The organism is Pseudoalteromonas sp. N1230-9 (genome assembly GCF_032716425.1).
GTDB lineage: Bacteria > Pseudomonadota > Gammaproteobacteria > Enterobacterales > Alteromonadaceae > Pseudoalteromonas.
Genome location: NZ_CP090419.1, coordinates 619,519 through 644,412, shown reverse-complemented (window position 1 = coordinate 644,412; position 24,894 = coordinate 619,519). Strand labels below are relative to the sequence as shown.

Below are 24,894 nucleotides of genomic sequence, written 5' to 3'. Positions count from 1 at the left end.
ATATTTAGCATGAGGTGCCGATAGTCTAATTAGACTTCAGTTAGGGTATCGGCATGACTTTAAGAGTATTAAATACATTACTTTACGCCACTAGTTTTGCGTTTATAAGCAATGTAAGTGCACTCGACTTCATTCAACCAACACCTTGGTCAAGTATCGTTAGTAACGATATTCAACGCTTTATTCCTGATGGTGAGGTACGTACCTTGCTTGCTGGTGATGATGAGTTTATCAGTCTTTATCGTCAATCGATGACTGCTACTCAACGAGGTGTGGTTTTAATTATTCCAGATTGGCAGCATCCGCCTACCAGTAATACAGGCCTAAACTTTCTACGTAAACAGCTTAATGACTTAGGTTATGCAACTCTTGCCATGACGATGCCTGATATAGATTGGCATCCTGCTGACACTGATACACAATCAAGCGATACGCAAAGTGACACTACTACAGAATCAACAGAGCCAAAAGAGCAACCCCCTCACTTTGTCTCTGCAACTCCGACAATTAGTGATGCTGTACTCAATGACTATAAGCTCAAACTAATTACTCGCTTTAATGCGCTCTATAATAATGCCTTAGATGAACAAGGGGCTATTATCGTCCTTGCACAGGGTGCCAGCGCGGGGCTATTAATTGAACATTACGCTAGCTTTCCAAATACCAGTGTGAACGCATTCATCAGCCTAAGTGGTTATTTACCTAATAGTGAGCGCAATCAACACCTTAACGCAACACTATCGACAATCAGTCCACCGCTACTGGATATATTTTACAGTGAAGGGAATCAAGACATAATACACAGTGCTCATGAGCGAAAGCGCTGGGTAAAACGCCATGCAAAGTACGATTATCGTCAAAGAGAATTGTTTGGCTTACCCACTGAGCCTGAGCAACACGAGCGGCTGCTCAAAGAAGTAGACGGCTTTCTACGCCGCCTTTTTTAAATATTCGTACGCAGCTTGAATATCCTGACTTTTCTTTACTGCGACTTCCATCATATGTTTTGGTAGACCCTGTGACACAAGCTTATCTGGGTGATGCTGCGCCATGAGCTTTCGATACGCAACTTTGATATCACGCGAAGTTGCATCATTGCTTAATCCAAGCAATGCTAAGGCTTGGGCACGGTTCATGCCATTATTCGGTGGTACTCGATGGCCTTGTTGCTCATTGTGCGTGCTGCGTTGTTGATTTTGCTGCTCATAAAAGCGTTGTTGTTGCTGACGAAATGCAAACTCGGCTTGATAACGTTTAAGTAAAAATGAAAACTGAGTACGAGATATTCCTAATTGTTTGCTCACTTCTTGCAATAATTGCTTTTCTTGCTCTGCAAGGTGACCATCGGAAAACGCCATTTGAATTTGTATTTCTAAAAATAGTTGTAATAAGTCATGGCGGCGGGCGAAACGCTCTTTAAAATCATGAACCGTTTCTTTTAGTGAAAAGTCACTTTCTTTACCACTTCGAAACGCATCTTGTGCTTCGCGACGCTCATCACCTGACAAGTTCATCTCATCCATAAACAAACTAGCGGCACGAATGTGAGTTTCACTTACTCGACCGTTTGATTTAGCAATGTGCCCCATCACAGCAAAACAACTCGAGAAGAACAATGCTTGGCGTTCGTTAATATCATCGCCTTTAAACAAACCTGAAAAGCCCCCCGCTTTATCAAAGTCTTGTTTTAAGCTGCGATCAAACATATGACCAAGGTATAAACCGAGTAAAGCACCTATGAATTTTCCAAACATAAAGCCAAAACAAAAACCCAGTACTTTTCCCCACATCGTCAATGCATCCTCTTTAAAAATCTTGAACAGCTAAGCGCTGATTTAACTCATCGAGCCTAGCTGGCGTGCCAATATCATTCCATTGACCAATATACAGCTCAGTTGACACGCGATGTTCAGCTAATCTTTCACGTAAAATAGGACCTAACGCAAGCACCCCAGCAGCAAGGTCTTTAAAAAAGTCACTATGATATCGGCTAATTCCAGAAAATGTATACTTCTGACTCTCAGGGCTCATGTGGCTCAACGCAAAGTCTCCTGCAGGGTTATGGCTTGGGTTTTCAACCAGTACGATATGCGCCTCACCAGAATGCAAATGTAGCTGAGTTAATGAGCTAACATCATAATCAGAAAATACATCACCATTTATCACCACAAACTGCTCCCCAAGCAAAGGAAGCGCGTGGATAATTCCCCCAGCGGTTTCAAGCCCGCCTTCGGGTTCTTGGCTGTATTGAATATTCACACCAAAAGCAGCTCCATCACCAAAGTGACTTTTTATTTTATCGCCTTGCCACGCAAGATTAATGACAATATCGACAATACCTGCTTGGCGTAAATTATTAATATGGTGCTCAAGCAGTGGCTTATTAGCAACCTTGAGCATTGGCTTTGGTAGGTGCTCGGTCAGTGGCATCATCCGCTTGCCACGCCCTGCAGCTAAAATCATCGCTTTCATTTTATCTCTACCGCTAACCGCTTTTCAGTTAAAGGAATAATGATTGTTTCCATCCATTCACTTAATGTTTCAAGCTCAGGGTATTCTTTACTTACGCTGCTAATGTATTTAAGGGTGGGCAGTACATTATTCAAATAACCTGACTTAGCATCGCGTAATTTTAAGCGGCAAAATATACCTGCGGCTTTTAAGTGACGTTGCACACCGGTTAAATCAAACCAGCGTTTAAACGCTGAAAATGGTACGTCATTGATAAGTTGCTGCGCGATAAACTCGTCATAAGCATAGTGTAATAAATAGTCGAGTTCTTTTTCTGGTAATTGAAAATAGCAATCTCTTAATAAAGATACGAGATCGTAGCAAACAGGTCCTTGCACTGCGTCTTGATAATCAATAATCGCCCACTGCTGGCCGGTACGCATAATATTACGGCTGTGAAAGTCACGGTGCACTGTTACTTTAGGTTGTTCAAGGGCATTATTTATTAGTAACTCACATACTCGCTGCCACATGCTTTGCTGCTCATCCAGCATCGTGTAACCAATAAATGCATCGACTAACCATTCTTTAAATATGCTTAGTTCAAACTGTAAAAATTCACTATCAAATACTTTCATATGCTGGGCTGGCGGGATTTGAGCCCATTGCGCACTTAATTTTATTAAGTGTTTATAGTGTGAGGTGCGATCATTATCGCCCAGTAAATCAGCTAAGTGTGTATTACCTAAGTCACTTAATAAGAAAAACCCTTGCTTCTCGTCTGCTTGAAGAATTTTTGGTAATTTAAAGCCATGCTTAGAAAACACTTTATTAAGTTCAATATAAGGTGTGTTATCTAATTTATTTGGGTCTGAATCCATGACGATATAGCTATGATCGCCCGTATTTACACGAAAATAGCGGCGAAAACTTGCATCACCAGTAATGGCGGCTAACTGATATTCATCCTCTTTAAAGTGAGGATTTAAAAACTGCTGTAAACTTTTATAACGATTCATTTAGTAAGATATCTATTTTTCACTAAGTCAATTACTGTATTTGCCATTATTTTCCTTTATTATGTCTAGCTTATATCCAACCAAAGAGCATTAAGGTCATTAAATGAGCAAAACCTGGGGCATAATGATGCTAAGCGTACTTAGCGCACCATCGTTCGCCGAAACTGAACTGACACACAATTTTTGTGGCACTTCAATGCAAACCAGAGCTTGGCAACCGCTCCCAGGCCTTGAACTTAATATGATCGATATCAAATCTGATGATATTGAACTATTGGGCACCCAAAGCGCAGAATTTACCGGCAACGTAGATATTAACACCCTAACGATGAATTTGTCCGCACAAAGTGCACTGATTGACAAACAACGTGGTCTACTTAATGCAACTGGGCCTATCGTCTATCGCGATAAGGTAAGCCAAATTAACAGCTCGGGGCTCAATGCTGATTTAAATTATTCAGAGTTAAGCTTACTGGGTGCAGACTATAAGCTCACCGACCAACTTGGTCATGGTGGTGCAGAAAAACTAACGGTTAACCAGTCTGGCCTAAACCTGATGAACGCAAGCTTTACTACCTGCCCTGGTGAAACACCCGTGTGGACAATCGAAGCTGATAAAATTGATCTATCAAGTGATGATGGCTGGGGCGAAACCCATAATACAGTTCTGCGTGTGTTTGATACGCCCGTTTTATACTTACCGTATTTTACGTTCCCGTTAGATGATCGCCGTAAGTCAGGTTTACTCACACCAAACTTCTCAAGCTCAGGCCGTTACGGTATTGAAACCATCACCCCTTATTACTGGAATATAGCGCCAAATTACGATGCGACTATTACCCCACGTTATATGTCTAAACGTGGTTTACAGATGATTGGTGAGTTCCGCTATCTGACTGAACATAACAATGGCTTAGTTGCCGTCGAATACTTAGATAAAGATGACGAAGAGCCGAATGTTGACTCACGTTATTTATTCCACTGGCAACAACAAAGCTACTTTGGCGAAAATTGGCGTGGTGCAATCGATGTAACTAACGTCAGTGATGATAATTACCTAACAGATTTAAATTCAAGCTATGCAACGCGCACAGATACTCAGCTTTACCGCACAGGTTCTTTGACGCATTTAGGAGAAACATGGCGCACCAATATCAAATTACAAAGCTTTGAGGTATTGGGAGATCATAAAGATTCATACGCCGCCTTGCCACAAATCAGTTTCTCGCAAACTGATGCCTACGATTTTTATGGTGTCGATTTGACCCTTGATGGCGAATTAAGCTATTTCACCAATGATAATGCTGTGATTGATGAAGCAAGCCGTCTTCACATTGAGCCCAAAGCAAGCTTAGGTTATCAAGAATATGCATGGTCGTTTTTATCTGAGGTCAGTTTACTGCATACAGAATATAATCAGCATGGTGATTTGAGCGGTACTAATTTTGATGAAAAAGTCACGCGTACCCTGCCAAAAGTCCGCTTATACAGCCAACTAAACTTTGAACGTGAAACCGCTTTTTTCTTTAAAGACGGTATACAAACTTTAGAGCCACAGATTCAATATTTGTATACACCAAATAAAGACCAATCAAATATTGGCCTGTACGATACCACTAAATTACAAGATGACTTTTTTGGTTTGTTTCGAGATCGCCGCTTTTCAGGTATCGATCGCATTGCAACAGCGAACCAATTTACACTCGGTGCAACAACGCGTTTATTTAGTAGCGATAATGAAGAAGTCTTTAATTTTAGTGCGGGTCAAATATTCTATTTAAGCGACGAAGCAAAACCAACATCTCAAGGATTAGGCACAGATACCAATTACAATGCCTTGTTTGCAGCGCAAACCATGTTACATTGGCACCGTCGCTGGTATTTGTCTGGTGGTATTCAATATGACACCGACGGTAAAGAAATCATCCAATCTAATGTCACATTAGATTATAAAGGTGATGATAAACAGCTTGTACAATTGAACCATCGCTATGCAAATGATGTCTCAGGCAATACAATCGAACAAGTTGGTTTATTTACGAGTATTCCACTAACAAGAGATTGGCAATTTGTTGGTAGCTACCACCGCGATTTAGAAAGTGGTCGTAGTATTGAAGTTTTCACCGGTCTTCAGTATGAATCGTGCTGTTGGGCGTTTCAAATTACAGGCCGTCGCCAAATCGAAACTGATTTGAATCAAGCGATAGGCCAAGAACAAGCTACTTTTGATACCAGTATTGGTTTTAATATTGTATTAAAAGGGCTTGGAAGTAAAAGCCGTTATGATGCGCAAAAATTATTACAACAAGGTATTTTTGGCTATCGTAGACCGTATTTTCTTAATAACTAGTACCGCAGTACTATTAGCAAGAGTATTAGAAAAAATATGAATTTTAAAAAATTATTTGCATCTGCATTATTAACAGTTGGCCTATGCCAAAGTGTCTTCGCCAAGCCTGTCGAAATTGACAAAGTAGTTGGCGTGGTTAACCAAGGCGTAATTTTACAAAGTGAAGTCGACACGATTATTAACCGTGTTAAAGCGCAAGCAGCAGAACAAGGCCAAGAGCTTCCTTCTGATGACACCCTGCGTATTCAAGCAATTGAACGTTTAGTAAACCAAGCGCTTATGATGCAACTTGCCGAGCGTATGGGTCTTGAGATTTCTGATTCACAACTTGATCAAACCCTCGAAAACATGGCGCGTGAGCAAGGCGGCAGCATCGCTGATTTACGTCGCACGATAGAAGCGTCAGGTGAAAGTTTCCCTGCTTATCGCGAAGAAATCCGTAAAGAAATAACAACCCAGCAAGTGATGCGTGCCAATGTAGATCGCCGAATTTATATTAGCCCACAAGAAATCGATAACCTTTTAAAAATCATGGAAACTCAGGGTAAAAATGCCGAAGAGTATGACATCGGTCATATCTTGATTGATATCCCAAGTGATGCAACACCTGATGAAATTGCGAGCGCAAAAACTCGCGCTGATAAAGTCATCGAGTTCTTAGAAGATGGTAAAGAGTTCAAACGTATTGCAATTTCATCATCAAGTGGCTCAAAAGCACTTGAAGGTGGTCAACTAGGCTGGATGAGCATCAATGAAATGCCCTCTCTTTTTGCTGAGGCAGTAAAAGGCCATAAAAAAGACGATATTGTTGGCCCACTTCGCTCAGGCGCAGGCTTTCATATTATTAAAGTTCAAGACGTACGTGGACGCCAAGTTGTTGAAACAACAGAAGTACGCTCTCGCCATATTCTTATCAAGCCCTCAATCATCTTAAGTGAAGAGAAAGCCCGTGATATGCTAAAAGGCTTTGCAAAAGAGCTACGTGAAGGCAAAGCTGACTTTGCAGAGCTAGCAAAAGAATACTCTGAAGACCCTGGTTCAGCATTAAAAGGTGGCGAGTACGACTGGACTGATCCAAGTACCTATGTACCTGAGTTTAAAAATACACTTCTTTCATTAGAAAAAGATGAAATCAGTGAACCATTTAGAACACAGTTCGGTTGGCACATTGTACAACTTTTGGGCAAACGCGTAGCAGACAAAACAGAGCTGGCAAAACGTAACCGTGCTCACCAATTACTGTTTAACCGTAAATTTAAAGAAGAAAGCTTCAACTGGCAGCAAGAAATGCGTGAACAAGCCCATGTTGATATCTTTCCGGCAGAATAAACGTCATGACAATTAGAGTAGCAATAACCCCTGGTGAGCCTGCTGGCATAGGCCCAGATTTACTTATAAAACTAGCTCAACATCAATGGGATGCTCAACTGGTTGTGATCGCTGACGGCGCGCTTTTAAAAGAGCGCGCTAAGCAACTAGGATTATCAATCGACCTAATTAAGTTTGATGAAAATCAAGCGCCAACAACGGCTCCTGCAGGGAGTGTTTATTTACATCAAGTTGATCTTGGTGCAGAGGTTGAAGTTGGCGTGTTAAATGATGCCAACGGACAGTATGTCTTAGACACGTTACGTATAGCCAGCGAAAAAAACATGGATGGCACCTTTGCTGCTGTAGTCACTGGCCCCGTGCATAAAGGTATTATCAATAAAGCGGGTATCTCATTTAGTGGTCACACTGAGTACTTTGCTCAGCAATCAAATACCGCTGATGTTGTTATGCTATTAGCCACTGAGGGCTTACGTGTTGCGCTTGTTACCACGCATATACCACTGGCTTATGTATCGCGAGCAATTACAGTTGAACGTCTGAGCAAGGTTGCCACAATTTTAAACCATGATTTACAAACCAAATTTGGAATCGAAAAGCCACGTATCTTAGTGTGCGGTTTAAACCCGCATGCAGGTGAAGATGGCCACCTAGGCCGTGAAGAAATCGAAACGATAACACCAACACTTGAGCTTTTAAATAATCAAGGTATGAACTTAATAGGGCCATTACCCGCCGATACCCTTTTCCAAGATAAATATTTATCTCAGGCAGACGCGGTACTCGCAATGTATCACGATCAGGGATTACCTGTGCTAAAATACAAAGGTTTCGGCAATTCAGTTAACATCACCCTTGGATTGCCATTTATTCGCACATCAGTCGATCATGGTACAGCTCTCGATCTCGCTGGAACTGGTACAGCTGATGTGGGTAGTTTTGAATTAGCAATCCGCGAAGCGATTAAGCTCGCCCATGAAAAAGCACAAAATCAATGACAGATAAAGTACATTTAGGACATCGCGCCCGTAAGCGTTTTGGTCAAAACTTTTTAAATGATGACATGATCATCGACAAAATAGTCACGGCTATTGATCCTAAACCTGAAGACAATTTAGTAGAAATCGGCCCAGGCCTTGGGGCTATTACTGAGCCTGTGGCTGAGCTAAGCGGCCATTTAACTGTTGTTGAACTAGATAAAGATCTAGCCGAGCGTTTAACCAGTCACCCTTTTTTAGGACCTAAGTTAACTGTGCATCAAGGTGATGCCATGAAGTTCGACTTTAGTTCTTTGATAAAAGCAGATGAAAAGCTGAAAATTTTTGGTAACTTACCTTATAACGTCTCAACGCCGCTACTCTTTCATCTATTTGAATTTGCAGACAATGTTGAACATATGCACTTCATGCTACAAAAAGAAGTGGTGAAGCGTATGGTAGCAGGCCCTGGTAGCAAAGCATTTGGTCGTTTAAGTGTGATGACGCAGTACTATTGCCACGCAATGCCAGTGATTGATGTTCCACCAGAGTGCTTTAAGCCTGCACCTAAAGTTGACTCAGCGGTCATCCGTTTAATCCCTAAAAAGCCTGAGCAACGTAGTGCAAAAAGTACCAAACTATTAAACACAGTCTGTTTAGAAGCATTTAATCAACGCCGTAAAACATTACGTAACAGTTTATCAAACCTACTTACAGCTGAAGAGCTCACAAGTATTGGCATTGATATCACGCTTCGTGCAGAAAGCCTGTCTTTACAACAATTTATTGATATAGCTAATTGGATTTATGACAACAAGCAGTAATCTGGGTTCACCTATAAAAGTTTCTGTGGAGACCTTTTATGTTGAAGGGCAATCAGAACCTGAACAGGATAAATACGTTTTTGCCTACTCTATCACTATTAAAAACCACAGTTTGTGCAGTGCTAAGCTATTGAGTCGTTATTGGTTAATAACGGATGCTAATGGCAAAGAAGTTGAAGTACAGGGCGAAGGTGTTGTTGGTGAAACTCCAACCATTGCCCCTGGCGAAAGTTACAAATACACCAGTGGCGCTGTGCTCGATACACCTGTTGGCACGATGCAAGGTTATTATACAATGCGCAATGAATTCGGCACTGAATTTGAAGCCCCCATTGACGTATTTCGTCTAGCTCGCCCTAATATTCTGCATTAAGTAACAATGGCCGACTACGCAATTGGTGATCTACAAGGCTGCTATTTTGAATTTAACAGGCTTCTCGAGCGTGTTAACTTTAATCCAAGTCAAGATCACCTTTACTTAGTCGGTGATATTGTCGCCAGAGGCCCTGACTCTCTTGCTTGCCTTGAACGGCTTTACAATATGCAAGGCAGTGTCAGTATTAGTTTAGGTAATCATGACCTACATCTTATTGCCTGCCATTATTTAAACAAGCCGGCAAACCCAAAAGATAAACTCGGCCCTGTTTTTGATAGCCCTAAACGTGCTGACTATATCAAGTTTCTTCAGCATCAACCTCTTGCAATTTGGCTTGCACATCACGACACCTTTATCAGCCATGCTGGCTTAAATCCAAACTGGTCCATTAAAAAAGCGCTAAAGCGGGCACAATTTGCACAGACTTGCTATCAAGGACCTGATGCTATCCATTACTTCACTCACATGTACGAACCACACCCCACTGAGTGGCAATCGACTTTGAGTAAAGAAGCCAAGTTTCGCTATATTGTTAACTACTTTACACGTATGCGCTTTGTCTACAGTGATGGCAAGCTTGAGTTACATAACAAAACCAGTGTTAGTGACAATAGCTCAATAATACCTTGGTTTGAACACCCTAATATTTCACAATTAAAACAACACCTTGTTTTTGGTCACTGGGCTGCCCTTGAAGGGAAAACCAATAAAGAAAATGTGCATGGACTTGACACAGGTTGTGTTTGGGGTGGGAGCATGACACTTATGGAACTCGCACAAAAGAAGCATTTTATCGAAAGTTCCCACTCTTTCATCTAAAATAAACTGAAAATTAGCTGAACATCTGTTAGATTTATAACAATTAAAGTAAATTTAAATTAAAGCTAATTAAATTTAAATACTTAACTTATTGGCAACCCTGCCGATAAGTTTGGATTAGTACTCTTTTGTGGAATTATTTATGAACTTGACCGTTAGACAGCGTATTTGGGGTGGCTTCATTGTCATTACGTTACTCCTGCTATTTATTGGTGGTAACTCATTGATCAGAATTACCAGTATTGATCAATCAACACAGCGAGTGAACCAGCTATCGTTGCCTGCTCTAGACAAAAGTTATGAATTACAGGTCGAGTTCATTTTAATGAGTAAATCAGCTCAAGCGAGCTTTTATTCAACCTCTCAAGATGAGCTTGCAGGCTTACGAAAAAGCTTTAATGAGCAGAAAAAACGCTACGATAGCTCATACCAAGACCTACAAGATGTTGTTAGCAACGATCCTGAACTTAAGCAAAGCAGTCAGCAAGTTGAGCAAACCTACAAACGCTTTGTTAAATCTGTAGATAACTTATTTGCCGATAAGAAAACCCAATTAGAACTTAATAAGACACTTCGCACTCAATTAGAAGAGATTGAGCTCAGTGCTGAAGACGCCAACTCAGTCGTGCTTGATATTATTGACATCGATGGACTTGAAGAAAATAACTCACGCGCTTATCAAGCAGCCAATAGCATGGAGAATAATTTTCAGTCTGTGGTAACAAATAGTACCGATATGCTAACGGTTAAAACCCACAACACCCTCGATATCATAAAAAATGAGCAAACATACTACCTTGAAGAAGTTGAGCGTAGTTTAGGTTTAATCCGCCCTGCTATTATTGATAGCAATGCGGGTTTATTTAATGATCTGAACGGCTACTACGAAGCACTGGCTAAAAATGTAAAAGGAAATAACAGTTTATCTGCAAATAAAAAGCGTTTGATTGATGCTATTGCACAAACTCAGGCTGAGCTGGCAAATGCAGAAAAGTCGACGGCAGAAGCTCTAAAGCAACTTAAAGAACTCGTAGATCAATCGACCGTGCTTGCTTTCGACTTACAACAAGATGTAAGTGGCAATGTATCTACAGCAACTATTTGGACTTGGATTGCCATGGTTATCGCAACTCTACTTGCCATTGCTGTTGCAGCGATTACCGTTAGTCGTATCACTAAACCACTTGCTGAAGTAAACCGAGTACTCGATATTGTTGCAAGTGGCGATATGACACAACGTTTAGATGATACTGCCAAAGATGAGTTTGGTGAGTTATCGCGAAGCTGTAATACACTAATCGAAAGCTTGCGTACACTTATTCAAGGCATAATCTCTCGTTCAACTCAGCTTGCTGCGGCATCTGAAGAGACTTCAGCCATCACTGAAGAATCTAGCCAAGCTATCCGTAACCAACAAGCTCAGGTTGAACAAGCAGCCACCGCAACCACTGAAATGAGCAGTACCTCACAAGCTGTAAGCAGCAGTGCACAGCAGGCATTGAGTGAAATTAAAAACGCAGATAAAGAAGCGGATCGTGTTAAAGGTATCTCATCGCAAAACAAAGCAACAATTGAACAGCTTGCTCGTGAAGTGGATGATGCATCGCAAGTTATCAATAAGCTTCATAAAGACAGCGCGTCGATTGGCGGTATCTTAGATGTAATTCGTGGTATTGCAGAACAAACTAACCTGCTTGCACTGAATGCCGCTATTGAAGCAGCACGTGCTGGTGAGCAAGGCCGAGGTTTTGCGGTTGTGGCAGACGAAGTACGCTCTCTAGCAAGTAAAACACAAGAGTCTACGCAAGAGATTCAAGCTATGATTGAATCGCTTCAGGTTGGTGCTGAAGCTGCTGTATCAGCTATGTCGAAAGGTAAGCAACAAGCTGAATCATGTGTTGAGCAATCAGATCAGGCCAATACAGCTCTTGATTCAATCACTGCTGCCGTTGCACAAGCACATAATGTTAGTGAGGAAATATCGACAGCGGCACACGAGCAACAGCAAGTATCACAAGAAATTAGCGAACGATTGGAGTCAATCGTTGCAATCGCAGAGCAAACGGCAGAAGGGGCTAACCAGACCAACATCTCAAGCTCTGAAGTCGCTAAGCTTGCTGAGGAGCTTCGCTTATCAGTTGATGCGTTTAAAGTGTAGACGGCTACTGACAATTTAGACTACTAAAAACCGTGTTTGCCATAGCAAACACGGTTTTTTTATAAATAAAATCAGGGGTATTTGATAAATGTCTCGCGAACAGCAACTATACCAATTCGCTTAATTAGCAGGCCTATTTTGAGGCAATAAAACCTCATTGATAACAAGGTAAGAATTTCGTTGTTCTCGGCAATTGCTCCTGCATTGCTCTACCTCCTGCATCCATACAGTCGTAAATCAGAAATTTTTAACACAGATAGCAACAGGTTTAATCCCTCAAAATGATTAAGTAGTATTGTGGATTGGTATCACTCAGGCACAAAAAAACCGCAACATGTGCGGCTTTTCAAACGCTTTTATGACTTTTGGAATTAAAGTCCTGCGCGCTCTTTAATAACTGCGATAAGAGGCGAGCCACTATGATTAGATTCAGCCCAAGCAAGGTCTGCACCGTCTTCTAAAGAGCTTTTAGAAAGGTTTTTAACAATGTATTCGCCGGTATCATTTGCACCGCTTTCAATCGCGTGGCGAAGCATATTGTTACCATTACACTTTACAGAATCAATGATGTTACGAATTTTAATACGTGAACTTTTTAATTTACCACGTAAACGGCTTTTGTCGTCCGCAGCAATATACTCACAAATAGAAATAGCTAGTTGATCATTAGCTTTAACGGGTGCGGTGTACGCAACTGAAGCCGAAACAACTGCCGCAGCTAGTAACATATTTGGTAGCTTTATCATATTTTGCCCTTATGTAATACTTTTTACTTACCAAGATTGACTATTATTGTACCAATCAATCTGATTCATCGCAATAATGTTACGAATTTTTATACAAAGTAACAAAGGTATATGAGTAAGGGTTTTTGTTATCTGGTTGCTTCTGCTCTTGCTCTACAATTGTCCAATCAGCAACATTTTCGTAATCTGGGAACTGAGTATCCCCTTCTACATCCAAATCGATAAAAGTTAAATATAGACATTCAGCTTGAGCAAGAAATTGCTGATAGATGTTTCCACCACCGATGATCATCACTTCATCTTCTTCTTTTACAAGGGCTAACGCCGCTTCAGGCGAAGTCACAACCTCAATGCCTTCAGCTTTATATTCTGCATTACGGCTAATAATAATATTTTGACGCCCAGGTAAAGGTCGGCCAATAGATTCAAATGTTTTACGGCCCATAATGACAGGTTTAGCCATTGTTACTTGCTTAAAGTGTTGTAAGTCAGCAGGTAAATGCCATGGCATTTGATTATCTTGGCCAATAATACGGTTATTTGCCATTGCAGCAATCATTGAAATTTTCACATCAAATCCTAATACTTTTTTCCTAATAATAAAAAAGGAGCAAAAGCTCCTTTTTTATTTAAAATTTTAACGTTCGTAAATGACTTCAACGTCGTAGTCATCTTCGTCCCAATCATCCCAATCGTCATCATCTTTCGATGTTGCTTTTTGATGATAAGTATCCCACTTAAATTCAACTTCTTCTTTTTCTTCTTCAGCAAACTTTTCTTTTGGCATGCTATCCAATAGCGCCATAATGTCATGACACAAGGCTTGCGTATTTTGCTTATTTGCTGCTGAAATTTGATACACGTTTGTCTCTTCGCCTATCTCCTCAGCAATTTGCTTACATAAAGCCTCAGCTTCATCTTCTGGTAGTAGATCAATCTTATTAAATACTAACCAGCGAGGTTTCTCAGCAAGCTTAGGGCTGTATTGGTGTAGCTCATTAATGATAGCAAAGGCATTATCGACAGGGTTCGAACCATCAATAGGCATCACATCAATAATATGTAAAAGTACGCGACAACGCTCTAGATGCTTTAAGAAACGAATACCTAAACCTGCACCGTCTGATGCGCCTTCAATTAAGCCTGGGATATCAGCAATAACGAATGACTTATTAGCTTCAGGACGAACCACACCTAGGTTTGGTACCAATGTAGTAAACGGATAATCTGCCACTTTCGGTTTGGCTGCTGATACGCTGCGAATGAACGTTGACTTGCCTGCATTTGGCAAACCCAGTAAACCAACATCTGCAAGTAGCATTAGCTCTAAACGTAAACTACGAACCTCACCTGGTGTCCCCAGTGTTTTTTGACGAGGAGCACGGTTTGTGCTCGATTTAAAGCGTGCATTCCCTAAGCCATGGAAACCACCTTTAGCAACAACCGTTTTTTGACCGTGTTGAGTAAGATCACCTAATGACTCTTCAGTATCAACATCCGTAATACGAGTGCCAACAGGTACCTTTAACACAAGGTCTGCACCTTTCTTACCCGTCATATTACGGCTTTGACCATTTGTGCCACGCTCTGCTTTATGAAAACGCTCAAATTGATAGTCAATAAGTGTGTTTAAGTTTTCATCAGCTTGTAGATAGACACTGCCACCATCGCCGCCATCACCGCCGTCAGGACCGCCATCCGGCACATATTTTTCACGTCGGAAAGATACGACACCGCTGCCGCCATCACCCGCGTCACAACGAATTTCTACTTCATCTACAAACTTCATGATTACTCACTTTAAGATTGGCTTATTAATAACTCTATTATACACCTAATTATATAGCTAAGCATCTTCGTACAGTGCCGAAGATGCTTAGCTATATAATCGAGTACCTTAAAACAAAAAACCCCGCAAAGGCGGGGTTTTTCAAATATCGAGATGATTACTCAGCTACGATATTTACGTATTTACGGTTTAAAGGACCTTTCTGTTCGAATTGAACTTTACCATCTGCTTTTGCGAAGATAGTGTGGTCTTTACCGATACCTACGTTAGCGCCAGCGTGGAAACGAGTACCACGTTGACGAACAATGATGCTGCCCGCTAGAACTGATTCGCCACCAAAACGCTTAACACCTAGGCGTTTGCTTTCTGAATCGCGACCGTTACGAGTACTACCAGCTGCTTTTTTATGTGCCATTTTTCAGTACCTCTAAATTAAGCGCTAATGCCAGTGATTTTAACTTCAGTGAACCATTGACGATGGCCCATTTGCTTACGAGAATGCTTACGACGTCTAAATTTAACAATCTTCACTTTCTCACCGCGACCGTGTGAAACAACCTCAGCTGTCACTTTACCACCGTTTACGAACGGTACACCGATCTCGATTTTCTCACCATCAGCAACTAAAAGTACTGAATCAAATTCAACTGCTGCACCAGTTTCAACGTCTAATTTCTCAAGACGAATTGTTTGACCTTCAGTCACACGGTGCTGTTTACCACCACTTTGGAAAACCGCGTACATAATTAACTCCGTCTGTGCGCCCTCAAATCGACGCAACTAAAATATTCTTCAATAGGGCGCGAAGTTTACGCTAATGCGCAAAAACTAGCAAGCCTCTTTTTCGATAAAATGAATAAAAAATAGCTGCATTGAGAGCAATTCAATATTTTCCCTTATTTTATCCTAAAAACGCCTCTTGCCAAGCGCTTTTTACGATCTTGTGACAATTAAATTTCAGTCACAAAACCGAGTCACCGAGGTAGTAATACCGATTACTTATTAAACAAGGTGATAAACTTAACTCCACAAATTTTGCCCTAAATAAAAAACTTTAAGGTGTTTTTTTGGTGAATCGTCACAAAATATCGAGCAAGCGCAATTTTTGATGTACAATCAGCCCCGTATACCCATAAAAATCGGCTCGGAGATCAATGGATATAAAAGCTATCCAGACGTTAATTGAAAGTGAAATGAATGACGTCAATCAACTAATACACGCCCAAATGCGCTCAGATGTCGCATTGGTAAACCAGCTTGGCTTATATATAGTAAACAGCGGCGGCAAACGTGTACGCCCTATGTTAGCTATTTTAGCGGCAAAAGCACTTGGTTATGAGGGTAAAGACCACATTACGCTTGCCACCATCATAGAGTTTATTCATACCGCAACCTTACTACATGATGATGTTGTAGATGAATCTAACCTGCGCAGAGGAACACCCACTGCTAATGCAGAGTTTGGTAATGCAGCCAGCGTATTAGTAGGTGATTTTATCTATACTCGTTCATTCCAGTTAATGGTTGGGCTGGGTAAAATGCCTATTATGCAAACACTTGCAGATGCAACGAATGTCATCGCAGAAGGCGAAGTACTACAATTAATGAACTGTAATGACCCTGACACCACAGAACAAAGCTATATGCAGGTTATTTACAGCAAAACCGCCAAATTATTTGAGGCTGCTACCGGTTTAGCCGCCATTATCACTGAGCAAGATCAACACACCCTTGATGCCTTAAACTTATACGGCATGCATTTAGGCACCGCCTTCCAGCTTGTTGATGATGTGCTTGATTACAATGCAGATGCCACGCAACTTGGTAAGAATATTGGTGATGATTTAGCTGAAGGTAAACCTACCCTACCGCTAATCTACGCAATGCAAAAAGGCACACCAGAGCAAGTTAAGCTAGTACGCGAAGCCATTGAACTTGGTAATGGTATGGACCACTTAGAAAGCATTCTAACGGCATTAGCTGATACTAAAGCCCTTGAGTTTGCGATGCAAAAAGCAGAACAAGAAGCCGACAAAGCGATTGCTTGTATTGCCTTTTTACCAGATACACCGTACAAGCAAGCACTTGAGAGTTTAGCTCGTATCGCCGTTGCACGGGATCATTAAACTCAATTTATTCGAGCCATAAAAAAGCCTGCAATTGCAGGCTTTTTTATTATTGAGGACATCGACTAGAGAATATCCCCATTTTCATCTGGGTATTAGCCGTTGATGAAATCAACACCTTCTTGGATGTCTTTGTTAAGTGTCGCTAACATATCGTTCTTAGCTTGCTCTTCAAAAGCACTTAACTCACCGTAAGAAAGGATTTCTTCAACACCGTTTTTACCTAAACGTACTGGGTGTGCGAAGTATGCTGCGTCACCGTTCTCAACTGCAACGTATGCGTAATCAACAACTTCTTCACCTTGTAAGCCTTTAACTAAAGACATACAAAAACGAGCTGCAGCTGCACCCATTGAAAGCGTCGCTGAACCGCCACCCGCTTTAGCGTTAACAACTTCAGTACCTGCATTTTGGATACGTGGTGTTAATGCTGCAACTTCTTCGTCAGTGAAAGTAACACCTTCCACTTGAGAAAGAAGAGGAAGAATAGTCGTACCTGAGTGACCACCGATCACTGGAACTTTAACGTCTGTAGCGCTTAAACCTTTAAGCTCAGCAACAAATGCTTCTGAACGGATCACGTCAAGTGTTGTGATACCGAATACACGATTCGCATCGTAAGTACCCGCTTTTTTGAATACTTCAGCAACGATTGGCACAGTACCGTTAACTGGGTTAGTGATGATACCTACTAACGCTTTAGGGCAGTTTTTAACGATGCCTTCAGCTAATGTTTTGATGATACCTGCGTTTACGTTGAAAAGGTCCGCACGGTCCATACCCGGCTTACGCGGCATACCCGCTGGGATAAGAACGATATCACAACCAACTAAAGCATCGTCTAGGTTGTCAGCACCAAAGCCTTCAACTTTAACGTCTGTTGGGATGTGAGAAAGATCAACCGCTACACCAGGAACAACAGGGGCAACATCGTATAACGATAATTCAGAACCTGCAGGTAAACTTGTTTTTAATAATAAAGACAATGCTTGGCCGATACCGCCAGCTGCGCCTAAAACAGCAACTTTCATTGGAATTCTCCGTAATTTGAGGTAGGAAATACTTGTGGCCCTAAAGATAATGAAATTAGCGACTAAAAACAAATTTATCCTGCTTATTTCGCATATAATTTCGACCATAGTTGTAAACTATGCTGTAAAGTGCCTTCATTTGGCCGACAAATTCAAACAAATACTGCATAAGTATGCATAATTGTGTAGAATTACCTCACATTTTATGAATAAAGATACGACAGCATGCAACCTCAAGATAAACAAGAAGCACTAATCAAAGCGTTTAAATCGTTATTAAAAGAAGAAAACTTCGGCTCGCAAGGCGAAATTGTAGATGCATTAAAAGAGCAAGGCTTCGATAATATCAGCCAGAGTAAAGTCTCGCGCATGTTGAGTAAATTTGGTGCGGTACGTACTCGTAACGCGAAACAAGAAATGGTGTATTGCTTACCGGCTGAAATGGGCGTACCAACAGCGAAAAGCCCACTACGTCAGCTTGTTATTGACATTATGCATAACGAAATGATGATCATCATTCGCACCAGTCCAGGTGCTGCACAGCTTATTGCACGTTTACTTGATTCATTAGGTAAAGCAGACGGTGTGCTGGGAACCATTGCAGGTGATGATACTATTTTTATTGCCCCTGCAAAGGTCTCTGAAATTGACGTTACGCTTGAGCGTGTTCGCACCTTATTCGATACAGTTTAAAGTTGCTTTAGAAAATTCACTGACGGGGCGAAAAATGCCGATCCCATATCAGCTTGTGTGAAATCAAGCCAATGATCATAATGCTCGCCCTGCCCTAAACGACTTTTCAGTACATGTTCAAACGAGTCACCTTGCGCGGCACACGACACCATAAGTATGCCCTGTTTGTGAACGTCGCCAAATGGCATACTCTGATTGAGTAATAGCGGCTGACCATGCTCGTCTTTAAGCTCTGATCTCACTGCATGGCTCGTCTCAATTGCCGGCACAACCAAGGTATTATCAAGGCGAGTACGCCCCATTATTTGCTCTTGTTCTGATAGAGACAAGTACTGCCACACCGTTAGGTCGTGGACAAACCGCTGCACATGAATATAACTACCTTGATCTTCAAAATGCCCTGGTTTATTGACTAGTGCCGTACTGCGTTTTTGTCTTCCGTGGGGCGTGTCGCCGGCGTAGATAAAACCATTAAAATCTCGCCCATCTAAAAAACGAAAATTACGAACTTGCTCCACCAGTTCAACATCCGGTGTAAACAATTTTAAAATTTGCAGAGCAAATAAATGATTGACGTCTTCACGGTCAGAGCGGATTTGCACAAATAAATCGAACGGTTGTGCGCTTACAACATGTTCACTGTGTGTGACATTAGGAAAGCTCTGTAATTGACTTGGAATAAACTCAGGCAATATATGCGGCCAATATTGCGCCCCAACAGCAACAACACAAGACAGCATAGCCTCAGAAAACTGATCAGAAAACTCGTCTTGTATTACATTTACACGCTTTAGTTTTTTTCGTAATGACTCATCGTGGCCATCATAGACGTTAAAAAACAGGTGCAAACCATGTAAGTTTGCTTCAGCACAAATCCCAGATTGCGCTTGCGCCATAGTGAATCCTTAGCTATTCATTATCAGGCACACAATCAACAATTTAGGATTTCACATCATGTTTAATCTCGAAAAAAATTGACCGTGTGCGGCATTATTTTTATTTTTACTGGCTGTTCGACCGAGAAAACGTGGTCTTGCTCTGCGGCCACTTCGAGCTCCTGCCCTGCAATATTAATACGGTACACATAACGCGTGCCGATAAAACGTCTTTGCAAAATAGTTAAGCCTTGAGCATCGCCATTTTCTGCTTTACACAATTGAATATGATGAGGGCGCACATAAATTTGACCTTGTACGCAATCATGGTTACCTGCATTGATTGACGATACAACCCCGAACACCGTCTCATATTCAGTTGCGGTTAATGCTTTTGCCGTTAAGTATATGCCCGTACCAAGAAACTCTGCAACCACCTTTGAGTTAGGTTGGCTAAATAACTGCTCAGCAGAGCCTTGTTGGGCTATTTTTCCACCATGCATAACAGCAAGTGTGTCAGCAAAGGCAAACGCCTCTTCTTTTGAATGGGTAACAAATACCGCAGAAACTTTTTGCGCTTTGATAATTCGACGTATGTCGGCAATCAGCTCAAACCTTACTTGGGTATCAATATTTGAAAATGGCTCATCAAGAAGTAACAAGCTTGGTTTATAGGCAAGTGCACGGGCAATCGCGACACGTTGCTGTTGACCACCTGAGAGCTGGTGAGGATATCGCTTGGCACAACCATCGAGCTTAACTAAAGTGAGCATCTCGTTCACTCGCTCACGTTTTTGCTCTTTACTCATATTGTTAAGACCAAACGCAATATTGTCACTCACTGTAAGATGAGGAAATAGCGCATAATCTTGAAACATCATGCCGATATTGCGCTTTTGGGGTGCAACAAAAAAACCATTATCGTTCACAACATTAGAATCGATACTCATGTAACCTTGCTCAGGCTGCAAAATTCCCGCGATTGCTTTTAGGGTTGTGGTTTTGCCACAGCCACTGGCCCCTAATAAACACACTATTTCGTCTTGCTTTACATTGAGGTTTAACCCACTCAAGACTTTAGTGCCATTATACTGATAAGCTAAGTCTTTAATTACTAAATGGCTCATGAGTGATTTTGCTCCATCGAACGATTAACGAAATACAAAGGAATAAGCCCCACTAAAACAATCAATAACGCTGAAATTGAGGCAAGCTCCAACTGCTCATCACTAACATACTGAAAGACATGGGTTGCCAGTGTTTCAAAGTTAAATGGCCTTAATAATAATGCGGCGGGCAGCTCTTTCATGCATTCAATAAAGACTAACAAGCCAGCGGTAAGAATGCCGCGTTTTAACAAGGGTAAATGAACTTTACGCAAAGTTTGCAATGGCCCCTTCCCCATTGATTGGCTTGCCATATCTAACGACGGGCTGATACGTAAGAAGCTGCTTTCAAGTGCCCCATGCGCAATCGCATAAAACCGCACAACATAAGCAAATATCATCGCAAATAAAGTGCCACTCAAAAGTAACCCAGGCGATAAGCCAAAAGGCTCAAGCCAGTTATTTAATGCATCATCTAATTGAGTTAGAGGCAACAATACCGCGATGGCGAGCACGGTTCCTGGCAGAGCATAGCCAGTACTTGCTAAACGCCCTGGGATCAAAGGGTAAGCGTGTTTAGCAATCCGCTGATAAAACAAGACCAGTAAGCTCAGTAAAATGGTTACAAGGCTCACCACAATCGCTACTTTAAAACTTTGCCAAGCGTAATTAAAAAATGCCCCATTCCATGCTTCATCCGCATACACAATGGCGTATTTAACTAACACCCCAACCGGCAAGATAAAAGCCAGTACCAGTACGACTGAGCAAGCTAAGCTTGCAGCCCATGCAGCACCGCCTTTTAAGCGATAAAGTGTTGCGCTATTAACGCTAGATTGACGCTCATACACGGCTTGATTACGACGGCTAAAGCGCTCAACCATGATAGTTAAAAATAAAATGAGCAGCATAATACCCGAGATTTTTGCTGCAGCGGTTAACGAGTAATAACCAAGCCACGTATCGTAAACAGCAGTCGTGAGTGTGCTCACGGCAAAGTAGTTAACTGTAGCAAAGTCGGCCATTGCTTCCATACTGATCAAGGTAATACCCGCGACAATCGCACCGCGTCCAAGCGGTAAGCTCACTCTTAAAAAGCTTTGTATTGGCGAAAGCCCCATAAGCTGACTTGCTTGTACTAATTTAAATGACTGTTCTCTAAGTGCCGTTTTGAAAATCAGAAATAAATAAGGATAAAGCACCAACGCAATCATCACGATCGCCCCAGTTAAAGTGCGAATATCAAAAAACCAGTAATCACCCGGTGATTGCCAACCAAACCACTCTCTTAAGGCTATTTGCACAGGCCCTGCGTAATCAAGTAGGTCAGTGTAAACATAAGCAATTAAATAGGTGGGCATTGCTAAGGGCAGCATTAACGCCCACTCAAACTGTTTCCGCCCAGGAAAGTCACAATAAGCCGTTAACCACGCTAGCGGCAACGCAATAACACAACTTAAAAGCCCCACTCCTAGGATGAGCAATAACGTATTACGGGTATAATCCCACAGCACCGTATCGAAAAGATGCTGAAATACATCCGAATCCCCCTGGAGAGATTCAAATAACAAAAAACCTAAAGGTGTAACAAGCAGCAGGCCAATTAGCCAAGCTAAAAGCTGCCAACGCGACAGCGAAAACTTCACATGCATAAGTGGATTAATACCAGATAAAATAAAAGCTGTTAAAAAACAGCTTTTATAAAACGAGGTGTGTTCTCGTTATAAATCAAACTTCACTTCATCAATCAGCTTCAGTGCCGCTGGACGATATTTACTAATTTCATCGAGTGAAAGACTATCTTCTTTAAACTCACCCCATGATGCAACCATCTCAGATAATTCAACCCCATTTTTTACTGGGTATTCCATATTGACTGAGGCATACATATTTTGTGCCTTATTGTCGGTCATATACTCAATCAGTTTCAAGGCATTTTCAGGGTTTTTGGCGTATTTCGTCATTACCACACCCGAGACATTAATATGTGAGCCACGATTAGTTTGGTTAGGAAAGTTAATATGAACGGCTTCTGCCCATGATTTTTGCTGTTCATCTTGCATCATTTTGCCAAAGTAGTAACTGTTACCTAAAGCGATGTCACACAAACCTTCTTTTACAGCTTTTACTTGAGCACGGTCATTACCCTGAGGCTTACGAGCAAGATTCGCCTTTACACCTTCCAGCCACTGCTTTGCTTCTGCCTCTCCATGATGAGCAATCATAGAAGCTACTAAGCCTAAATTATAGGGATGTTTACCCGAACGTGTGCATAGCTTACCTTTGTATTTAGGATCAGCAAGGTCTTCATAAGTTAGCTCAGGTAATGCCCCAACACGTTCTTTAGATGAATAAACATTACGAACACGCTTTGTAAGCGCAACCCATTGTCCATCACTATCGCGAAATGTACTTGGCACATTAGCACTGACAACATCGCTTTGAATCTTTTGGGTTAAGTTAAGATCTTCTAACTGAATAAGCGCACTAAAATTTGAAGTGAGCACAAGATCAGCCTTACTATGCTTGCCCTCGCGCTTCACACGCTCGATGAGTCCTTTTTTCGCAAACACGACATTCGTTTTGATACCTGTTTGCTTGGTAAAATCATCTAAAATAGGTTTAATCAAAAAAGGCTGACGAAACGAATATATATTTACAACATCAGCTGCAAACACAGGTGTGCTTATCAAAGCTGTTAATAATACTAAGGCTTTCTTTCTCATTTTATAGCACCTAAATAATAACGATTCTCAAGTATTTTACCTAGACTGAAGCGAAATTACACCTGTTTTACTCACAATCAAGTTATGCCTATCGCTATTTAGGAATTTACCTGTAAGACATATCTCACCTGCATGACAGTTATTGAGTAAAAAGCGCAGGTTAACACTGCAAATAAAAAAACAAACAATTGAAAATAAAGGAATTTATATTTATTACAATAAAATAACGCTCTATTTATGCATGATTTTAACCTACCAAGGCTTGGCTAACTCTCTATAATTACTTACATCGACTAAGCAAGACGCTTAATGAGTAAACAGAAAAAGATACATTACTCATAAAACCGAGGATTTAGGTTCATAAGGAAATAAAGGAAACAAGGACAGGCTCAGGAAGAGTAACGCAATGGAATGACAACCTACGGACAGCATCAGGATGATGTGGAAAGGCATAACAACAGGATGTTGTTATACAGGACGTTAAAAAGTGGAACAAGGGACAGGCTGTAAGGGCATCGCAACGGAGTTGCTAATAAAAGGATAGCGTTAGGATGACGCGTAAAGGACAGGTAAAGAATTTACCAGCAAGGATGTAAAGGACTAAAAAGGAAGTAAGGCTGGATCGCCTTAAATTGCACAGAACCAATAAGTAAAGTGCAATAGCATGGATTGGCAAAGTTTATGGAGTTGATTAGGTTCAATTGCAGGATGCAAAAATTAAGAAGATTCCGCAAGCGCGACTAGCGATAGTACGCGCTTTTCTTTTGCCTAAAATTTAGTAAAGAGTCATTATTCCGGTCGCCCTTTATTTCGCTTACCAAGTAAATAAGCATCTCTGAACTTAATAAAATGTTCTTCTAGCTTTTGCGTAGCAGCCACTTCACCTGCAAGCGCAAGCACCATAATAGCAACCTCTGCGGTACCAAGCTGATGTTCATGTGGGGCAACACGCAATCGGTAATCCGAGAGCTTTTCAGGCGTAATTGAAAGAACAGGCAAATTATCTAAATAAGGACTTTTACGGATCATCTTCTTCGCTTCGCGCCAAGTACCATCTAAGAAGATAAACAATGGGCGCTTGCCATCCACAGGGGTTACTTCGGTGATCACGCGCTCTTCATCATCTACATCACTGGCAGGAAAAATAACCATAGGCTGATATTGTGAGTCTGCCAACAAGCTCAGTAAGGCTTCATCTGGGTTTGTTCTATCCCATTTAAAGGCATGATTATCTGGCACGATTTCAGCAATTAAACGGCCAGTATTTGACGGTTTAAAACTCTCATTGTGGTACATAAGTAAGCAGACTGCCGCATTACACTCGGCCTGTTCAACACCTTCACAAATACAATAATGCTCAGCAAGCAGACAGCGCTCACACCGTGTTAGCTTTGCGCCACGAGCTTTAAATTCACGACGCGACTCAGCCATTTGTTTTGCGCGAAGTTCTAAAACGGAGTTATTTGAGATTGTAGCCACTGCATTTACCAGAAAGTTGA

The 24,894-nt window shown here is 41.4% G+C and carries 24 protein-coding genes; 10 read left to right on the top strand and 14 right to left on the bottom strand.

Translation table 11 applies throughout. The annotated features are described in order from the left end of the window. Positions 1-53 precede the first annotated feature (53 nt). A complete protein-coding gene (locus LY624_RS03080) occupies positions 54-947 on the top strand; it encodes a DUF3530 family protein (RefSeq protein WP_341803861.1) in 894 nt (297 codons plus the stop codon). Here LY624_RS03080 and djlA read toward each other — a convergent pair. From djlA to LY624_RS03065, 3 genes are read right to left on the bottom strand one after another with little or no spacing between them, the layout of a single operon-like run. Further along, positions 930-1,790: a co-chaperone DjlA gene (gene djlA, locus LY624_RS03075; RefSeq protein WP_341804379.1), complete on the bottom strand. Its 861-nt coding sequence runs from the start codon at positions 1,788-1,790 to the stop codon at positions 930-932. The genes LY624_RS03080 and djlA overlap by 18 nt on opposite strands. A 16-nt stretch (positions 1,791-1,806) precedes the next feature. Further along, the gene (murU, locus tag LY624_RS03070; protein WP_341803860.1) at positions 1,807-2,472 is read right to left on the bottom strand and encodes an N-acetylmuramate alpha-1-phosphate uridylyltransferase MurU; all 666 of its coding nucleotides are present in this window, start codon (positions 2,470-2,472) and stop codon (positions 1,807-1,809) included. Then, positions 2,469-3,470 carry an aminoglycoside phosphotransferase family protein gene (locus LY624_RS03065; RefSeq protein ID WP_341803859.1) on the bottom strand — a complete coding sequence of 334 codons (1,002 nt, stop codon included), beginning with the start codon at positions 3,468-3,470 and terminating at the stop codon, positions 2,469-2,471. The genes murU and LY624_RS03065 overlap by 4 nt, the downstream gene beginning before the upstream one ends. A gap of 103 nt (positions 3,471-3,573) precedes the next feature. On the opposite strand from LY624_RS03065, the gene lptD reads away from it, so the two are divergent. The 7 genes from lptD (at position 3,574) to LY624_RS03030 (ending at position 12,303) form a co-directional block, all read left to right on the top strand. Then, positions 3,574-5,820, top strand: coding sequence for an LPS assembly protein LptD (gene lptD / locus LY624_RS03060; protein WP_341803858.1), 2,247 nt, complete (start codon positions 3,574-3,576; stop codon positions 5,818-5,820). 36 nt (positions 5,821-5,856) lie between these two features. Next, positions 5,857-7,149 carry a peptidylprolyl isomerase SurA gene (surA, locus tag LY624_RS03055; protein WP_062570089.1) on the top strand — a complete coding sequence of 431 codons (1,293 nt, stop codon included), beginning with the start codon at positions 5,857-5,859 and terminating at the stop codon, positions 7,147-7,149. 5 nt (positions 7,150-7,154) lie between these two features. Beyond that, on the top strand, positions 7,155-8,147 hold the full coding sequence (gene pdxA, locus LY624_RS03050) for a 4-hydroxythreonine-4-phosphate dehydrogenase PdxA (protein WP_130150732.1): 993 nt from the start codon (positions 7,155-7,157) through the stop codon (positions 8,145-8,147). Further along, positions 8,144-8,950, top strand: coding sequence for a 16S rRNA (adenine(1518)-N(6)/adenine(1519)-N(6))-dimethyltransferase RsmA (gene rsmA / locus LY624_RS03045; protein ID WP_130150731.1), 807 nt, complete (start codon positions 8,144-8,146; stop codon positions 8,948-8,950). The genes pdxA and rsmA overlap by 4 nt, the downstream gene beginning before the upstream one ends. Further along, positions 8,934-9,323, top strand: coding sequence for a Co2+/Mg2+ efflux protein ApaG (gene apaG / locus LY624_RS03040; protein WP_036965974.1), 390 nt, complete (start codon positions 8,934-8,936; stop codon positions 9,321-9,323). Before rsmA ends, apaG begins: the two co-directional genes overlap by 17 nt. Before the next feature lie 6 nt (positions 9,324-9,329). After that, on the top strand, positions 9,330-10,145 hold the full coding sequence (locus LY624_RS03035; protein WP_341803857.1) for a symmetrical bis(5'-nucleosyl)-tetraphosphatase: 816 nt from the start codon (positions 9,330-9,332) through the stop codon (positions 10,143-10,145). A gap of 142 nt (positions 10,146-10,287) precedes the next feature. Next, positions 10,288-12,303, top strand: a complete 2,016-nt coding sequence (locus LY624_RS03030) for a methyl-accepting chemotaxis protein (protein WP_341803856.1) — start codon at positions 10,288-10,290, stop codon at positions 12,301-12,303. Positions 12,304-12,674: 371 nt separating this feature from the next. Here LY624_RS03030 and LY624_RS03025 read toward each other — a convergent pair whose 3' ends face one another. From LY624_RS03025 to rplU, 5 genes are all read right to left on the bottom strand, one after another. Continuing rightward, complete coding sequence (locus tag LY624_RS03025; RefSeq protein WP_341803855.1) at positions 12,675-13,049, bottom strand: DUF3718 domain-containing protein; 375 nt, start codon at positions 13,047-13,049, stop codon at positions 12,675-12,677. A gap of 79 nt (positions 13,050-13,128) precedes the next feature. Further along, complete coding sequence (gene folA / locus LY624_RS03020) at positions 13,129-13,608, bottom strand: type 3 dihydrofolate reductase (RefSeq protein WP_445936732.1); 480 nt, start codon at positions 13,606-13,608, stop codon at positions 13,129-13,131. 78 nt (positions 13,609-13,686) lie between these two features. After that, positions 13,687-14,838, bottom strand: a complete 1,152-nt coding sequence (cgtA, locus tag LY624_RS03015) for an Obg family GTPase CgtA (RefSeq protein ID WP_341803853.1) — start codon at positions 14,836-14,838, stop codon at positions 13,687-13,689. Between the two features lie 157 nt (positions 14,839-14,995). Next, the gene (gene rpmA / locus LY624_RS03010; RefSeq protein WP_054551015.1) at positions 14,996-15,253 is read right to left on the bottom strand and encodes a 50S ribosomal protein L27; all 258 of its coding nucleotides are present in this window, start codon (positions 15,251-15,253) and stop codon (positions 14,996-14,998) included. Between the two features lie 17 nt (positions 15,254-15,270). Then, positions 15,271-15,582, bottom strand: coding sequence for a 50S ribosomal protein L21 (gene rplU / locus LY624_RS03005; RefSeq protein ID WP_036965957.1), 312 nt, complete (start codon positions 15,580-15,582; stop codon positions 15,271-15,273). Positions 15,583-15,992: 410 nt separating this feature from the next. On the opposite strand from rplU, the gene ispB reads away from it, so the two are divergent. Next, positions 15,993-16,964: an octaprenyl diphosphate synthase gene (gene ispB / locus LY624_RS03000; protein ID WP_237120162.1), complete on the top strand. Its 972-nt coding sequence runs from the start codon at positions 15,993-15,995 to the stop codon at positions 16,962-16,964. A gap of 95 nt (positions 16,965-17,059) precedes the next feature. Here the strand turns inward: ispB and mdh are convergent, their stop codons facing one another. Then, positions 17,060-17,995 (bottom strand): malate dehydrogenase, encoded by a 936-nt coding sequence (gene mdh / locus LY624_RS02995; RefSeq protein ID WP_130150726.1) that lies wholly within the window; start codon positions 17,993-17,995, stop codon positions 17,060-17,062. 225 nt (positions 17,996-18,220) lie between these two features. On the opposite strand from mdh, the gene argR reads away from it, so the two are divergent. Beyond that, positions 18,221-18,688: a transcriptional regulator ArgR gene (argR, locus tag LY624_RS02990; protein WP_062570079.1), complete on the top strand. Its 468-nt coding sequence runs from the start codon at positions 18,221-18,223 to the stop codon at positions 18,686-18,688. Here argR and LY624_RS02985 read toward each other — a convergent pair. The 5 genes from LY624_RS02985 to LY624_RS02965 form a co-directional block, all read right to left on the bottom strand. Next, the gene (locus LY624_RS02985; protein WP_130150725.1) at positions 18,685-19,584 is read right to left on the bottom strand and encodes a Dyp-type peroxidase; all 900 of its coding nucleotides are present in this window, start codon (positions 19,582-19,584) and stop codon (positions 18,685-18,687) included. The two genes, argR and LY624_RS02985, sit on opposite strands and share 4 nt — an antisense overlap. A gap of 62 nt (positions 19,585-19,646) precedes the next feature. Further along, positions 19,647-20,690, bottom strand: a complete 1,044-nt coding sequence (locus LY624_RS02980) for an ABC transporter ATP-binding protein (RefSeq protein ID WP_130150724.1) — start codon at positions 20,688-20,690, stop codon at positions 19,647-19,649. After that, positions 20,687-22,321 carry an ABC transporter permease gene (locus LY624_RS02975; RefSeq protein WP_341803852.1) on the bottom strand — a complete coding sequence of 545 codons (1,635 nt, stop codon included), beginning with the start codon at positions 22,319-22,321 and terminating at the stop codon, positions 20,687-20,689. Before LY624_RS02975 ends, LY624_RS02980 begins: the two co-directional genes overlap by 4 nt. A gap of 69 nt (positions 22,322-22,390) precedes the next feature. Next, positions 22,391-23,395: a Fe(3+) ABC transporter substrate-binding protein gene (locus LY624_RS02970; RefSeq protein WP_341803851.1), complete on the bottom strand. Its 1,005-nt coding sequence runs from the start codon at positions 23,393-23,395 to the stop codon at positions 22,391-22,393. A gap of 789 nt (positions 23,396-24,184) precedes the next feature. Continuing rightward, positions 24,185-24,826, bottom strand: a complete 642-nt coding sequence (locus LY624_RS02965) for a tRNA-uridine aminocarboxypropyltransferase (RefSeq protein WP_130150842.1) — start codon at positions 24,824-24,826, stop codon at positions 24,185-24,187. Positions 24,827-24,894: the final 68 nt, after the last annotated feature.

What these genes read in the sequence shown, in the direction of transcription:
- LY624_RS03080 (WP_341803861.1), top strand. Translation starts at nt 54, where the DNA reads ATGACTTTAAGAGTATTAAATACATTACTTTACGCCACTAGTTTTGCG.
- djlA (WP_341804379.1), bottom strand. Translation starts at nt 1,790, where the DNA reads ATGTGGGGAAAAGTACTGGGTTTTTGTTTTGGCTTTATGTTTGGAAAA.
- murU (WP_341803860.1), bottom strand. Translation starts at nt 2,472, where the DNA reads ATGAAAGCGATGATTTTAGCTGCAGGGCGTGGCAAGCGGATGATGCCA.
- LY624_RS03065 (WP_341803859.1), bottom strand. Translation starts at nt 3,470, where the DNA reads ATGAATCGTTATAAAAGTTTACAGCAGTTTTTAAATCCTCACTTTAAA.
- lptD (WP_341803858.1), top strand. Translation starts at nt 3,574, where the DNA reads ATGAGCAAAACCTGGGGCATAATGATGCTAAGCGTACTTAGCGCACCA.
- surA (WP_062570089.1), top strand. Translation starts at nt 5,857, where the DNA reads ATGAATTTTAAAAAATTATTTGCATCTGCATTATTAACAGTTGGCCTA.
- pdxA (WP_130150732.1), top strand. Translation starts at nt 7,155, where the DNA reads ATGACAATTAGAGTAGCAATAACCCCTGGTGAGCCTGCTGGCATAGGC.
- rsmA (WP_130150731.1), top strand. Translation starts at nt 8,144, where the DNA reads ATGACAGATAAAGTACATTTAGGACATCGCGCCCGTAAGCGTTTTGGT.
- apaG (WP_036965974.1), top strand. Translation starts at nt 8,934, where the DNA reads ATGACAACAAGCAGTAATCTGGGTTCACCTATAAAAGTTTCTGTGGAG.
- LY624_RS03035 (WP_341803857.1), top strand. Translation starts at nt 9,330, where the DNA reads ATGGCCGACTACGCAATTGGTGATCTACAAGGCTGCTATTTTGAATTT.
- LY624_RS03030 (WP_341803856.1), top strand. Translation starts at nt 10,288, where the DNA reads ATGAACTTGACCGTTAGACAGCGTATTTGGGGTGGCTTCATTGTCATT.
- LY624_RS03025 (WP_341803855.1), bottom strand. Translation starts at nt 13,049, where the DNA reads ATGATAAAGCTACCAAATATGTTACTAGCTGCGGCAGTTGTTTCGGCT.
- folA (WP_445936732.1), bottom strand. Translation starts at nt 13,608, where the DNA reads ATGATTGCTGCAATGGCAAATAACCGTATTATTGGCCAAGATAATCAA.
- cgtA (WP_341803853.1), bottom strand. Translation starts at nt 14,838, where the DNA reads ATGAAGTTTGTAGATGAAGTAGAAATTCGTTGTGACGCGGGTGATGGC.
- rpmA (WP_054551015.1), bottom strand. Translation starts at nt 15,253, where the DNA reads ATGGCACATAAAAAAGCAGCTGGTAGTACTCGTAACGGTCGCGATTCA.
- rplU (WP_036965957.1), bottom strand. Translation starts at nt 15,582, where the DNA reads ATGTACGCGGTTTTCCAAAGTGGTGGTAAACAGCACCGTGTGACTGAA.
- ispB (WP_237120162.1), top strand. Translation starts at nt 15,993, where the DNA reads ATGGATATAAAAGCTATCCAGACGTTAATTGAAAGTGAAATGAATGAC.
- mdh (WP_130150726.1), bottom strand. Translation starts at nt 17,995, where the DNA reads ATGAAAGTTGCTGTTTTAGGCGCAGCTGGCGGTATCGGCCAAGCATTG.
- argR (WP_062570079.1), top strand. Translation starts at nt 18,221, where the DNA reads ATGCAACCTCAAGATAAACAAGAAGCACTAATCAAAGCGTTTAAATCG.
- LY624_RS02985 (WP_130150725.1), bottom strand. Translation starts at nt 19,584, where the DNA reads ATGGCGCAAGCGCAATCTGGGATTTGTGCTGAAGCAAACTTACATGGT.
- LY624_RS02980 (WP_130150724.1), bottom strand. Translation starts at nt 20,690, where the DNA reads ATGAGCCATTTAGTAATTAAAGACTTAGCTTATCAGTATAATGGCACT.
- LY624_RS02975 (WP_341803852.1), bottom strand. Translation starts at nt 22,321, where the DNA reads ATGCATGTGAAGTTTTCGCTGTCGCGTTGGCAGCTTTTAGCTTGGCTA.
- LY624_RS02970 (WP_341803851.1), bottom strand. Translation starts at nt 23,395, where the DNA reads ATGAGAAAGAAAGCCTTAGTATTATTAACAGCTTTGATAAGCACACCT.
- LY624_RS02965 (WP_130150842.1), bottom strand. Translation starts at nt 24,826, where the DNA reads ATGGCTGAGTCGCGTCGTGAATTTAAAGCTCGTGGCGCAAAGCTAACA.